Origin of the sequence: Streptomyces sp. x-19 (assembly GCF_046549115.1) — a bacterium.
GTDB classification, from domain to species: Bacteria; Actinomycetota; Actinomycetes; order Streptomycetales; family Streptomycetaceae; genus Streptomyces; species Streptomyces albulus_C.
Genome location: NZ_JAJPWK010000034.1, coordinates 1 through 12965 on the forward strand (window position 1 = coordinate 1; position 12965 = coordinate 12965).

13 protein-coding genes and 1 pseudogene are annotated in these 12965 nt (G+C 74.1%); 9 read left to right on the plus strand and 5 right to left on the minus strand.

Features of this window, described 5'->3' with window-relative positions:
* Positions 1 to 265: 265 nt before the first annotated feature.
* Complete coding sequence (bioD, locus tag ACLJT4_RS38380; protein ID WP_411129693.1) at positions 266 to 997, plus strand: dethiobiotin synthase; 732 nt, start codon at positions 266 to 268, stop codon at positions 995 to 997.
* A 104-nt stretch (positions 998 to 1101) separates the two neighbouring features.
* Here the strand turns inward: bioD and ACLJT4_RS38385 are convergent, their stop codons facing one another.
* The 3 genes from ACLJT4_RS38385 to ACLJT4_RS38395 are packed head-to-tail and all read right to left on the minus strand — an operon-like array spanning position 1102 to position 2455.
* Positions 1102 to 1473: a hypothetical protein gene (locus ACLJT4_RS38385; protein WP_038523872.1), complete on the minus strand. Its 372-nt coding sequence runs from the start codon at positions 1471 to 1473 to the stop codon at positions 1102 to 1104.
* Positions 1470 to 1757 carry a hypothetical protein gene (locus ACLJT4_RS38390; RefSeq protein ID WP_411129694.1) on the minus strand — a complete coding sequence of 96 codons (288 nt, stop codon included), beginning with the start codon at positions 1755 to 1757 and terminating at the stop codon, positions 1470 to 1472. The genes ACLJT4_RS38385 and ACLJT4_RS38390 overlap by 4 nt, the downstream gene beginning before the upstream one ends.
* 23 nt (positions 1758 to 1780) lie before the next feature.
* Positions 1781 to 2455 carry a LysR family transcriptional regulator gene (locus ACLJT4_RS38395; protein WP_411129695.1) on the minus strand — a complete coding sequence of 225 codons (675 nt, stop codon included), beginning with the start codon at positions 2453 to 2455 and terminating at the stop codon, positions 1781 to 1783.
* A 245-nt stretch (positions 2456 to 2700) separates the two neighbouring features.
* On the opposite strand from ACLJT4_RS38395, the gene ACLJT4_RS38400 reads away from it, so the two are divergent.
* Entirely contained in the window at positions 2701 to 4182 is a 1482-nt protein-coding gene (locus ACLJT4_RS38400; protein ID WP_411129696.1) for an APC family permease, read from the plus strand.
* 9 nt (positions 4183 to 4191) lie between these two features.
* On the opposite strand, the pseudogene ACLJT4_RS38405 reads toward ACLJT4_RS38400, so the two are convergent.
* Positions 4192 to 4995: pseudogene (locus ACLJT4_RS38405) on the minus strand (multidrug resistance efflux transporter family protein); the annotation flags it as partial.
* 228 nt (positions 4996 to 5223) lie between these two features.
* Here ACLJT4_RS38405 and ACLJT4_RS38410 point away from each other — a divergent pair.
* From ACLJT4_RS38410 to ACLJT4_RS38440, 7 genes are all read left to right on the plus strand, one after another.
* A complete protein-coding gene (locus ACLJT4_RS38410; RefSeq protein WP_411129697.1) occupies positions 5224 to 5931 on the plus strand; it encodes a GntR family transcriptional regulator in 708 nt (235 codons plus the stop codon).
* A 358-nt stretch (positions 5932 to 6289) separates the two neighbouring features.
* Positions 6290 to 6709 (plus strand): phage tail protein, encoded by a 420-nt coding sequence (locus ACLJT4_RS38415; RefSeq protein WP_411129698.1) that lies wholly within the window; start codon positions 6290 to 6292, stop codon positions 6707 to 6709.
* A 130-nt stretch (positions 6710 to 6839) separates the two neighbouring features.
* The gene (locus ACLJT4_RS38420; protein ID WP_411129699.1) at positions 6840 to 7730 is read left to right on the plus strand and encodes an LLM class F420-dependent oxidoreductase; all 891 of its coding nucleotides are present in this window, start codon (positions 6840 to 6842) and stop codon (positions 7728 to 7730) included.
* 62 nt (positions 7731 to 7792) lie between these two features.
* Entirely contained in the window at positions 7793 to 8218 is a 426-nt protein-coding gene (locus ACLJT4_RS38425; protein WP_233659032.1) for a GNAT family N-acetyltransferase, read from the plus strand.
* Between the two features lie 256 nt (positions 8219 to 8474).
* Positions 8475 to 9812: a hemolysin family protein gene (locus ACLJT4_RS38430; RefSeq protein WP_411129700.1), complete on the plus strand. Its 1338-nt coding sequence runs from the start codon at positions 8475 to 8477 to the stop codon at positions 9810 to 9812.
* On the plus strand, positions 9809 to 10828 hold the full coding sequence (locus ACLJT4_RS38435) for a hemolysin family protein (protein ID WP_020929283.1): 1020 nt from the start codon (positions 9809 to 9811) through the stop codon (positions 10826 to 10828). Before ACLJT4_RS38430 ends, ACLJT4_RS38435 begins: the two co-directional genes overlap by 4 nt.
* 157 nt (positions 10829 to 10985) lie before the next feature.
* Complete coding sequence (locus ACLJT4_RS38440; RefSeq protein WP_411129750.1) at positions 10986 to 12299, plus strand: FAD-dependent oxidoreductase; 1314 nt, start codon at positions 10986 to 10988, stop codon at positions 12297 to 12299.
* On the opposite strand, the gene ACLJT4_RS38445 is transcribed toward ACLJT4_RS38440, so the two are convergent.
* A complete protein-coding gene (locus ACLJT4_RS38445; protein ID WP_411129701.1) occupies positions 12274 to 12897 on the minus strand; it encodes a TetR/AcrR family transcriptional regulator in 624 nt (207 codons plus the stop codon). The two genes, ACLJT4_RS38440 and ACLJT4_RS38445, sit on opposite strands and share 26 nt — an antisense overlap.
* Positions 12898 to 12965 lie beyond the last annotated feature (68 nt).

A 12965-nucleotide genomic window follows, 5' to 3' on the forward strand; every position in this document is an offset into this window, starting at 1 on the left:
AGACCGCTCAATGCGCTCTGCATGGCTCCGATCGTAGGGACGGAGGGCGCGGCATGTCACCGGTGTGTCAAATGCCGAGATGTGATTGTCCGCGATGTGGGATACGCGCCGCGGAGGAGCGGGCGCGGGGCGCCCCGGGGGGGGGCCCCCCCCGGGGGGGGGGGGGGGGGGGGGGGGGGGCGGATCGCCGGTCCGCCCCGCCCCACCGGCGATCCGCCCCACCGCCCGCACCCCCACCACCAGCGAAGAGTTCGGAGGCACACCCATGGCGGTGTTGTTCGTGACCGGTACCGGCACCGAGGTCGGCAAGACCGTGGCCACCGCGGCGGTCGCCGCGGCGGCGCTCCGGCAGGGCCGCTCGGTCGCGGTGCTCAAGGCCGCGCAGACCGGTGTCGCCCCGGCCGAGCCGGGCGACGCCGCCGAGGTCGAGCGGCTGGCGGGTGCGCTCACCGTCGCCGAACTCGCCCGGTTCCCCGAGCCGTTGGCGCCCGAGACCGCGGCCCGGCGGGCGGGGCTGCCGCCGGTGCGCCCGACGGAGATCGCCGAGGCCGCGGCGAAGCTGGCCGCCTCGCACGACCTGGTCCTGGTCGAGGGCGCCGGCGGGCTGCTGGTCCGCTTCGACGACGAAGGGAACACCCTCGCCGACGCCGCGCGCCTGGCCGGCGCGCCCGTCCTGGTCGTCGTGCAGGCCGGCCTCGGCACCCTCAACACCACGGCGCTGACCGCGCTGGCGCTGCGCACGCACGGCCTCGACTGCCCCGGCGTCGTCGTCGGCAGCTGGCCGGCCGAGCCCGACCTCGCGGCCCGCTGCAACCTGCACGACCTGCCGACGGCGGCGGGCGCCCCGCTGCTGGGCCTGGTGCCCGAGGGCGCCGGCGCCCTGCCGCCGCACGCCTTCCGCGCCGCCGCCCCCGCCTGGCTGGCACCGGAGCTGGGCGGCACGGGCGCCTTCGCCGAACCGGCCACCGCCGCCGAACCGGCCGCCGGCGCCCGGTAATTCTCTCGGCTGAGCCGGGGTGACGAGCCGATGCCGGCGCGGAGCTGCACCGGGCACCGTCGCGCGGCGCGCGGACTGAGCGGTGGTGGGTGGTGGTGGGCGGGTCAGACCGTCCAGGTGCGGAGTTCGTCGGCGATGGCGCGGACGTCGGTGGTGCCGTCCTTGACCATCCGGGCCAGATCGCGGACCTGCTCGGGCGAGGTGGTGACCTTCAGCCCGCTGGCGACCAGGAAGCCGTAGGCGACGGCGCTCGCGAACATGGCGTTGGAGCGCTCCAACGCCGGGACGTGGAGGAGGAGTTGGAGCAGGGCCGCGGCGCGGTCCTGGGGCTCGGGGTAGACGGGGACGCCGAATATCTCGGCTTCGTGGCGGCCGACCGCGGCCATCAGGGCGCCCCAGTCGGTGACCTGGGGATCGCCGGGGGTGTGCTGTTCGGCGACGAGGAGGAGCCAGGCGAGATCGATGCGCAATGTCACGTTGTGCCCGGCTGTCCTTCCCGGTGGGGTGCGGCCTCCTGGTCGGGGGCGGGTCGGAGGCGGTCCGGGCCGGGGTCGAGGCCGAACTCCTCGGCGAAGACCCGCTCGTACTGCTGCATGAAGTCCGCGGCGGCCTCGACGAAGGTCTGGCCTACCTCGCCGGCGTCCTTGAGGACCAGTTCCTCGATATAGCGGTTCACGCTGACTCCCCGCTGGAGGGCGCGCTCCCGCGCCGCTTCGGCGGTGGCTTCGTCCACCCGGACGTTCAACTGCGTTTTCGCCACCCCTCCACGCTAGCGCGGATTCGCTAGCACCGGCAAGGGTCGTCGTCCTCGGTGTCCCCGGCGCCGCCGTCGTGCTCCCCCGGCCAGTGCCGCACTTCGCGCAGCAGCTCCAGGAACGCCCGTTCCGCGGGGGACAGCAGGCGGTCGCGGCGGCGCACGAGGCTGATCGGGCGGGGCTGTGGGGCGGGGGTGACCGGCAGCGCGGCGAGGGTGCCGGCGCGCAGTTCGTCGACGACGGCGTGTTCGGAGATCAGGGGCAGGCCCGTCCCGGCCGCGACGCACCGCTTGACCGCTTCCGGCCCCCAGATGTCGGCGTGCGGGGCGGCGGCCAGCCCCCAGTCGGCGAGCACGCGCTCCTGGAGGGCACGGGTCTGCGAGCCCGGTTCGCGAGGCAGGAAACGCGGGCCGTCGGCGGACAGGTCGTCCGGGGTGACGGTGGTGCGGTCGGCGAGCGGGTGGCCCGGCGCGGCGATGAGCACCAGGTGCTCGTCGAGGACCGACTCCACGACCAGGCGGTCGCCGAGCGGGGTGCCGGCCACCACCGCGATGCCGATGGTGACCCGGAGCGACTGTTCGAGCCGGCGCACCTGGTTGGAGACCGAGGGCTGGCTCATGTAGAGCTTCTGGGCCGCGGCGGAGAAGCCCTGGTGCTCGACCACCTGCATGAAGATCCACAGCCGGTGGAGGTTGAGTTCCACGGCCCTCCCTCGGTACGCGGTGCGGGGCGCGCCGGGCGCCGTGGGGAAGCGCCATGATCGACTACCCGTCGCCCCTAACCGGGTACGCCCATCGGGGACAGGGGCCGGGCGGCCCGGGCCATCGGGGCGACCGGCGCGTTCCACCCGTCGCGCCGCCACCGGGCGGGCCGGGCGGATGCCGCACGATGTGATCCGCCGGGCGGCCGGACCGGCCGCCCGCCCCGCCCTCCGGAGGTGCGCCGCCCGTGTCCGTCCCCGCCCCCGTCCCGCACCTGCGGCGCAGCCTGCGCCGGTTCGACATCATGGCGATGGGCGTCGCCGCGGTGGTCTCGTTCGACGTGATCGGGCAGATCGCGGCGGGCGGCGGGCAGGCCGTCGGGTGGATCGCGGTGCTCGCGGTGGTGTTCCTGCTGCCGTACGCGCTGCTGTTCGCCGAGACCGGGGCCGCCTTCCCGCAGGAGGGCGGCCCGTACGTGTGGGTGGACGTGGCGTTCGGGCGGCTGCCGGCCGCGCTGACGACGATGTTCTACTGGGTCACCAACCCGGTCTGGTTGGGCGGTTCGCTGGTGTTCCTGGCCGCCCAGGCGTGGGACGGCTTCGTCTTCCCGCTCGGTTCCGGCACCGTCGCGGACTACCTCTTCAAACTGGTCTTCATCTGGGCCGCCATCCTCACCGCGGTGATCTCGCTGCGCCGCGGCAAGTGGATCACCACCGCGGGGGCCGCGGCCAAGGTCCTGACGCTGGCCTTCTTCACCGCCACGGCGGTCGCCTACGGCGTCCAGCACGGTTTCCGCGGGCTGGCGGAGGCGCGCTTCTCCCCCACCACGGTCGGGTTCCTGGCGCTGGTGCCGGTGTTGCTCTTCGCCTACGTCGGCTTCGAGGCGCCGAACGCGGCCGGTGACGAGATGGTCGATCCGCAGCACGACGTGCCGGCGGCGATCGGGGTGTCCGGCGCCATCGCCGCCGGCTGCTACCTGCTGCCGGTGGCGGCGATCCTGTCGGCCGCGCCGCCGGGCCGGATCACCGGGATCGGCGGGTTCATGGACGCCGCGGAGCTGGTCTTCGGGGTGTACGGGAGCTGGCGCGGGCCGCTGTTGACCGGCGTCGCGGTGCTGTTCGCGGTGGCGCTGCTGACCCAGGGCAGCGCCTGGATGATCGTCGCCGACCGGATGCAGGCGATGGCGGCGGCCGACGGCGGGTTCTTCACCCGGGCGCTGGGCGCCTTCCACCCGCGGCTGGGCACCCCGGTCCGGATGAACCTGCTCTCCGGCGTGACCGCCACCGCCTTCATGCTCGCCGCCATGCACCTGGCGCACGGTGACGCCTCGGCCGTCTTCGGGGTGGTGCTGTCGGTGGCGATCACCACGCTGCTGCTGTCGTACCTGGCGGTGATCCCGGCGCTGTTGGCGCTCCGGCTGCGCCACCGTGAGGTGCCGCGCCCCTACGAGGTCCCGTTCGGCACCCGGGGCTTCACGGTCGCCGCGCTGGTGGTCTACGCCTGGATCGTGCTGGGCTCATGGGTGGCGCTGTTCCCCGGCACGCTGGAGGCGGCGGTCGGGATCCCGTACCGCTTCCGGGCGGTGTGGGGCGTCTCGCGGCTCACCTTCGAGGCGTTCACCCTGGGCACCGTCGGACTGCTGCTGGCGGTCGCCGGGGCGGGGTACGTGGCCCAGCGCGTGCGCGCACAGCCCGGCGACGATCAGCGCCAGTCCGGTCCAGCCGGCTAGCCCGGGCGGCGCCGCGAGTCCGGTCAGCAGCGCCTCGCCGAGCAGGGTGAACGGCACCTCGGCTGCCTGGGTGGCCTCGACGGCGCCGAGGGCGGCGGGGTGGTGCCGCACCTGGTCGGTGGCCCGGAAGAAGAGCGTGGTGGCCACCACCCCGGAGAGCAGCGCGACGATCAACGACTGCACCAACTGCCCTTCGGAGGGCGGGTGTTGGGTGACCGCGGCGGCGCCGGCGAGCGCCAGCCACAGCGGCAGCGAGCCGAGCGTCATCGCGAGGGTGCGCTGCACCCCGTCCAGACCGTCCAGGCCGAGCAGCCGGCGGTTGCCGAGGGGGTAGGCGATCGCGGCGAGCAGCACCGGCAGCACCACCCGCAGCACGTCCCCGACCCCGATGCCGCCGGCCTGCCCGAGCTGGGTGAGCACCACGCCCACCACGATCAGCACCGAGACGCCGAGGGTGCGCAGCGGGACCCGGCCGCCGCCCGGCGCGCCGAGGGCGATGCCGGTGACGATCACCAGCTGCCAGGTGGCGGCCACCAGCCAACCGGCGCCGTGCTCGCCGGCCCAGGTCAGCGGCGCGTAGAAGAGTCCGAAGCCGATCGTCGACCAGAGCAGCCAGTGCCCCGGGCGGGCCCGCAGGCTGCGGAACACCGCGGGGAGTCCGCCGCGCAGGGCGACGAGGGCGAGCAGCGGCACGGTCATGAACAGGTAGCGCAGGCTCGCGCTCCACATCCAGGAGCCGCCGGCCACGCTCATCGTGCGGTTGAGCACGAAGGTGGTGGCGAAGCAGGCGGCGGCGAGGAGGCCGAGGCCCATGGGGAGCGCGACGCCGTTCCGGGCCCGGCGGGCGGATGGGGACACGTGGTTCTCCTTCGTCCGTAACACCGTTACAGGACCTCGCACCACCCGTCGGCGAAGCCCTCTTCCCTGCTGTCATCTGCGGTTTTCCGGGATCGACGGACTCCGGAGGCAGATTGACATCTGAAATGTTAGTGCGCCTGGGGTCGGCCTCGACGGCCGGGTCCGGCCGCTTAGGATCAGGGGGTGACCGCACTGGAACCGGTGCCGAGAAGGCTGCTGCGCGACAAGGCGTACGACGCCTTGCTGGAAGCGATCGTCTCCGGCGAGCTGCCGCCCGGACAGAAGCTCCACGACGGCGAGCTCGCCGAGCGACTGGGACTGTCCCGCGCCCCCGTCCGACAGGCGCTGGCCCGCCTCACCGCCGAACGGCTGGTGGTCTCCAAACCGCAGAGCTACACCCGGGTCGCCCCGGTGGTGGCCCGCGAGATCCGGGACGCGCTGGCGGTCGTCCAGGCGATGCACGCCCTCGCGGTCCGCGCCGCGGTGCCCCGCCTGACCGGCGACGACCTGGCGCGGATGCGGGCGGCCAACGACGCGTTCGTCCGGGCCCTGGACGCGGAGGACCCGGCCGCCGCGGTCGCCGCCGACGACGCGCTGCACGCCGTGCCGATCGTCGCGTGCGGCAACGAGGCACTGGCCGAGACCGTCCGCCGGTACACCCCGCTGCTGCGGCGGCTGGAGCGCCGCAGGTTCTCCAGCACCGCGGCGCGCGCCTCCGCCGCCCGCCACGACGCCCTGATCGACGCCTGCGCGGCGGGCGACACCGAGACCGCGGTGGCGCTGTCCGGCGCGATCTGGGGCGGCCTCGAAGCGGAGGCCGCGGCCGAGGAGGAAGCGGCGGGCACCGGCGCCGCGCGGGATGGACCACCGGCGCGTACCGCCGGGTCGTGAGCGGCGGCGCGGGCGCGGGGCTGTGGCGCGTATGGCGATTTCGGTGGTTCTGCGGCGCTGAACTGCGGTGCTACCCATGAGGGGTGCGGAACGTCGGTCATGTCCTGCCCCTTCGTCGCACGTCTGGATGCCGCCAGCTGGCCCAGGGCGCGGCCGGGCACCATCCACGGCTTGCGAATGCGGCCGATAGCCGGGGCCTATCGGGGCGTCGGCGGGGACGGCGTCCGTTCGAGCGAGCCGAATCGTTCTTCCTGCCGCCGTTCGAGCGAGCCCCGGAATGCGCCCGGACCGGCTCGGGCAACGGTCGGTCTACCGACGCGGGGTCGGCCGGCCCCGTTCCTGTGCACGGAGGAGGCCCATGTCCAGCGAAGAGACCCCCGACCCCCGGCATCCGGCGGCGGTCACCGTCGAGCTCGGCGCCTTCCAGGTGGAGACGGTCCGCTCGGTGTCCGGGCCCGCCTTCGACACCCCGCCGTCCGACGAGGACCCGTTCACGCACGGGATGGGGCACCCGGGCGAGGTCACCATCGTGCGCGGCCCGGACAAGAGCGCCGCCCTCACCGACTGGCTCACCAGGTGCCTGGTGGAGGGCGGTGCCGCCGCCTCCCGGCAGGCGGTGACGGTGGTCCACTACGCCGCCGACCGCACCCCGCTGCGCCGCTACCACCTCGCCGGGGCGCTGCCGACGGCGTGGGAGCCCCCGGGCGTCGGCACGGATCCCGGGACCGACGAGGAGTGGGTGACCCTGGCGTACGAGGAGCTGACCGTCACGGCCTGACGGGGCGTCGCCCGCCCGGGCCCCAGCGCCGAGCACAGCCCGGGAATCCCGGGTACGGCGACCAAGGGAGCGTGATTTCCTGCGTGTTGACGGTTGCCGATCCGCGGCGACCAGCTCTCAAGGGGGCCTGATGTCACGACCGTTCCGCTTCGGCGTCACGATGCTCACCCTCGACTCCGGACCGGCCTGGCGGGAGAAGTGCCGCCGCGCCGAAGAGCTGGGCTACGACGTGCTGCTGGTCCCCGACCATCTGGGGTGGCCGTCGCCGTTCCCCGCGCTGGTGGCCGCGGCGGAGGCGACCGTACGCCCGCGGGTGGGCACCTTCGTCCTGAACGCCGGCTTCTGGAACCCCTCGCTGCTGGCCCGCGAGGTGGCCACCACCGACGCGCTCACCGACGGGCGGCTGGAACTCGGCCTGGGCACCGGGTACGTCAAGGCCGAGCACGACGGGGCCGGCCTGCCCTTCGGGACGCCCAGGCAGCGGGTGGACCACCTGGCGCACGTGATCGAGGAGCTGGACCGGCTGCTCGGCGACCCCGGGCACCTGCCGGCGTTCCCCCAACGGCCCCGCCCGCCGCTGCTGATCGGCGGCAACGGACCGCGGCTGCTGCGGCTGGCGGCCCGGCATGCCGAGATCACGGCCTTCACCGGCGGCCGGCAGGCGCCGGGCCAACCGGAGGGCACCCTGGAGCTGCTGCCGGCCGAGCGGGTCGCCGCGTCCGTGGCCGCGTACCAGGAGCACGCCGCGGACCGCGCTGAGCCGGCCGAGCTCAACGTCCTCGTCCAGCAGGTGCTGGTGACCGACGACCGGCGGGCCGCCGCCCGGGACTTCGCCGCGCGCCGGGTCGGGGTGGACGCGGAGCAGGCACTGGAGGTCCCGACGCTGCTGATCGGCACGCCGGCGCAGATGGCCGAGCAGTTGCGCGAGCGCCGGGAGCGGTACGGCTTCTCGTACGTCACCGTCCTGGACACCTTCATGACGGCGTTCGCACCGGTCATCGAGGAACTCGCCGGCAGCTGACCGGCGGGCGGCCGCCGGGAATGCGATCGACAGCGCGCCGGGCCCGGTGATGGGATCCGACCATGACTGAGCTGCACATCCGGGCCGGGGGCCCGGCCGATCTCGATGCCGTCCTGACCTTCTGGAAGGTGGCCGCCGAGGGCACCAGCATCAGCGACGACTCCGACGGTGTGGCGCGGCTGGTGGCCCGTGACCCGGAGGCGCTGCTGCTGGCCGAGCGCGACGGGGAACTGGTGGGGACGGTGATCGCCGGGTTCGACGGCTGGCGGTGCCACCTGTACCGGCTGGCGGTCCGTCCCGACCAGCGCCGGCGCGGGATCGGCGGTGCGCTGCTGGCGGCGGCCGAGGAGCGGTTCGCCGCGCTCGGCGGGCGGCGCGGCGACGCGATGGTGCTGGACCGCAACACCGCCGCGCACCCCGCCTGGCGGGCCGCCGGGTACGCCCCGGAGCCGCAGTGGAGCCGTTGGGTCAAGCCGCTGGACGCCTGAGCGCGGAGCGCTGCACGAGGAGCCCGTCCCCTTGCCGGGGCGGGCTCCGTCGCGTCCTTGCGGGCTCCGGTCGCCGTCCCGACCGCCGACTTTGCCGATCCTTTACCATGGATGTCCGGGTGACGGACTCCCGGTTCCCCTTCCCACGAAAGGTGTGTGAGCGTCCGGCCATGGCCGAGCCTCCCAGTAGTCGTGCGTCCCGTCGACGGGACGCGAACCTCCCGAACGTGTCCGACCATGGGACGGAGGTGAACCGATGACCGACCTGCTCCTCCTGGCCGTGGCCGTCCTGCTGACCCTGGCCTGCGGCGTCTTCGTCGCGGCGGAGTTCTCGCTGACGACCGTCGAGCGGGGTGACCTGGAGCGGGCCGCCGCCCGCGGCGAACGCGGTGCGGACAGCGCCCTGAAGGCGGTCCGCTCGCTGACCTTCCAGCTCTCCGGCGCCCAGCTCGGCATCACCGTGACGGGCCTGATCATCGGCATGCTCTCCAAACCGGCCATCGCGACCCTGCTGGACGGTCCGCTGGTCGCGATCGGGCTGCCCCGCGCCGCCGCGGACTCGGTGGCGCTGGTCCTGGGGACCGCGCTCTCCACCGTCGTCCTGATGGTCGTCGGTGAGCTGGTCCCCAAGAACTGGGCGATCTCCAGCCCGCTGGCCGTCGCCAAGCGGACGGCCACCGCCCAGCGCGGTTTCAGCGCCGCCTTCAAGCCGCTGATCACCCATTTGAACAACACCGCCAACCGGGCCGTGCGCCGCCTGGGCCTGGAGCCGGCCGAGGAGCTGGCGTCGGCCCGCGGCCCGCAGGAGTTGGTGGCACTGGCCCGGCACTCCGCCAAGGAGGGCGCCCTGGAGGCCGACACCGCCGAACTGTTCGTCCGCACGCTCAGCCTCGCCGAGCTCACCGCGGAGAACGTGATGACCCCGCGGGTGCAGGTGGTGGCCCTGGAGGTGCAGTCGACCGCGGAGGACGTCGCCAACGTGACCCGGGCCACCGGACTGTCGCGCTTCCCGGTCTACCGCGGCAACCTCGACAGCGTCGTCGGCGTCGCGCACATCAAGGACGTGCTCGCCGTCCCCGCCCACCTGCGGCCCCGGCACCCGGTCTCCGAGCTGCTGCGCGAGCCGCTGCTGGTCCCCGAGACGCTGACCGTGGACCGGCTGCTGGACCGGCTGTCCGGCCGTCGGACGATGGCCGTGGTCATCGACGAGTACGGCGGCACCGCCGGGGTCGCGACGCTGGAGGACATCGTCGAGGAGGTGGTCGGCGAGGTCCGCGACGAACACGACCCGCTGGAGATCCCGGACCTGGCGCCGGCCGGCACCGACGCGGCCGGCCGGGCGGTCTACCAGGCCGACGGCGCGGCCCGTACCGACCAGTTGGCCCGGATCGGGCTGCGGCTGCCGGAGGGCCCCTACGAGACCCTGGCCGGTCTGATCGCCACCGAGCTGGGCCGGATCCCGCAGGGCGGCGACACCGTCGAGGTGGCGGGCTGGACGATGGACGTGCTCGACGCCTCCGGCCACCGCGCCGCCCGGGTGCTGCTGCACGCCCCGTCGGTCGGCACCCCGGACGCCGAGGAGGTCGGCCGATGACCGCGCTGCAGCTCTTCGTGGGTCTGCTGACCCTGGTCGTCAACGCCTTCTTCGTGGGCGCCGAGTTCGCCCTGATCTCGGTGCGCCGCAGCCAGATCGAACCGTACGCGGAGGCCGGGGACCGGCGGGCGGGCAGCGTGCTGTGGGGGTTGCAGCACGTCTCGGCGCTGCTGGCCGCGGCCCAGTTGGGCATCACGCTGTGCACGCTGGTCCTGGGTGCGGTCGCCGAACCGGCCATCGCCCACCTCCTGGAGCCGGTGTTCGACGCGGTGGCGATCCCGCACGCGCTGATCCACCCGATCTCGTTCGTGATCGCACTGGCGGTGGCGACGTACCTGCACATGCTCTTCGGCGAGATGGTCCCGAAGAACGTGGCGCTGGCCGAGCCGGTCCGCACCGCCCTGCTGCTGGGGCCGCCGCTGGTGGCGCTGACCCGGGCCCTGCGACCGGTCATCTTCGCCGTCAACGCGCTGGCCAACGGCCTGCTCAAGCTGCTGCGGGTGGAGACCAGGGACGAGGTCGCGGCCACCTTCTCGGACGCCCAGCTGGCCCAGCTGGTGGAGGACTCGCGGGCCGCCGGGCTGCTCGACGAGCGGGCCCAGGAACGGCTCCGGGACGCCCTGGAGCTGGGCCGCCGCCCGGTCCGGGACGTGGTGCTCCCGGTCGACGCGGTGGTGTCGGCCCGGATGGGGACCACCCCGGAGGAGCTGGAGCACCTGGCCGCCGAGTCCGGCTTCTCCCGGTTCCCCGTCGTCGACGACACCCAGCGCATCCTCGGCTACCTGCACGTCAAGGACGCCCTGGACACCGCCCCGCGCACCGCGCCGTTCCCGGTGTCGGCGCTGCGCCCGATCGCCCGGGTCCGGGCGGCCACGCCGTTGGACGACGTGCTGACCGCGATGCGGGGCTCCCGGACGCACCTGGCCGCGGTGATCGGTGACGACGGTCGGCTGGCCGGACTGGTGACCATGGAGGACGTCCTGCGGGAGCTGGTGCTCCAACGGCCCGCGGCCTGATCGCCGGCCCGCCCGATCGCCGGCCCGTCTGAGCAGCGCACCGAAGACGGCGCCGACGCCCGGCGGGCCCCGCACCCGCCCCGACCTGACCGATCGGTTAGATTACTAACCGATCGGTCAGTCGCGTGTCGGGAACACGGCGACCACCCGGTCACGCATCCGTACGCGCACGCGACGAGGGGGCAACACCGCGGATCGCACGACATGCTGCGTGGTGGGCGGCGGCCCGGCCGGCATGATGCTCGGACTCCTGCTGGCCAGGGCCGGCATCGAGGTGACCGTCCTGGAGAAGCACGGGGACTTCCTGCGCGACTTCCGCGGCGACACCGTCCACCCGTCCACCCTGAACCTGCTCGACGACCTCGGCCTCGGCACGCGGTTCGCCGAGCTGCCGTTCCCGAAGCTCCAGGAGATGCGCGCCCAGATCGGCGACACCACCGTGGTGATGGCCGACATGCGGCGCATCCCCGGCCGGCACAAATACTTCGCCATGGTCCCGCAGTGGGACTTCCTCAACCTGATCGCCGACGCGGCGGCCGCGGAGCCCTCCTTCACCCTGCGGATGCGCACCCGGGCCACCGGGCTGCGCACCGACGGCGTCCGGGTCACCGGGGTGCGCTACGTCGATGAGCACGGCGCGCCCGGCGAGCTGGCCGCCGACCTGACCTTCGCCTGCGACGGCCGGGACTCGCCGGTCCGCGAGGCGGCCGGGATGCGGCAGCGGTACTTCGACGTCCCGATGGACGTCTGGCAGGTCCGGGTGGACGCTCCCCCAAGCTCTCAACTGCGTTCGAGCAGGGGGGACCCCCATGCCGACGCCGTCAAGGAAGGCCGGGTCTTCGCCCGGTTCGGCGGCGGCCAGGCCGCGGTCACCATGGACCGCGGCAGCTACTTCCAGACGTCCTACCTCATCGGCAAGGGACAGGACGCCGCCATGCGCCGGCACGACGTCCAGTGGCTGCGGGACCGGCTGGGCGCGCTGTTCGGCTGGGACGCCGCGGTCACCGACACCATCGGCTCCTGGGACGAGGTGAAGCTGCTGGAGGTCACCTTCGGGCGGCTGCGGCGCTGGCACCGGCTCGGTCTGCTCTGCCTCGGCGACGCCGCGCACACCATGTCGCCGGTCGGCGGGGTGGGCGTCAACCTCGCCCTCCAGGACGCGGTGGCCGCCGCCCGGCTCCTGGCCGGGCCGCTGCGCCGCGGCACGGTCGGCAGCGACGACCTGGCCCGGGTGCAGCGCCGGCGGGAGTGGCCGATGGCGGTGATCCAGAAGTCGCAGCGGAGCGAGCACGCGATGATCCGCTCCGCGCTCGCCGGCACCCTGCACGGCGACCGGCTGCCGATGCCGATGAAGCTGCTGCGGCGGATCCCGGCGCTGCGGACCGTCACCGGCTACCTCGGCGGGGTCGGCGTCCGGCCCGAGCCGACCCCGGACTTCGCGCGGGTCAGTCCCGGCGCGCCACGGCGTTGAGGGTGAAGGTCTCCAACTCGGCGGCCGCGGCGTCCAGATCGAGGTCCGGGTGGTCGAGCCAGTGCCCGATCACCCCGTCGATCGCGCCGCCGATCGCCAGTGCCACCGCGCGTGGTTCGAACTCCCGCAGCACACCGGCCCGTTGCCCCTCCTCCAGGAGGGCGGCGAGGGCCTGCCAGCGGCCGTAGGCGTCGTGCTGCCCGGGGGTCTTCAGGCGGGTGCCGGCGGCGTCGTCGAGCAGCATCTCGGTGATCACCCGGACCTGGCGGCGATTGTCCCGCTGGTAGCCGATCATCGCGTGGACGTAGGCGACGACCGCGGCCAGTGGGTCCGGGGCCCGCTCCACCCGCTCCCGGACGTACCCGCCGAACTGCTCCAGCACCTGGGTCAGCGCGGCGCGGGTGAGGTTGTCCTTCGAGGAGAAGTGGTACAGCACCGCGGCCTTGGAGACCCCGGCCCGCTCGGCGATCGCGGCCAGCGACGTCGAGGGGAAACCGCGGCTGGAGATCAGGTCGATGGTGCAGTCGATCAACTGCTGCCGACGGGCCCGTTCGGTGAACGTCGCCGCCTCGGGGTCCGTGCTCCGCCGAGGACTCATCCCACGCCCACCTCTGTCCTTCCGCACCGCTGCGCGGCCGGCACTCCGGCCGCTGTCGACCGTACACC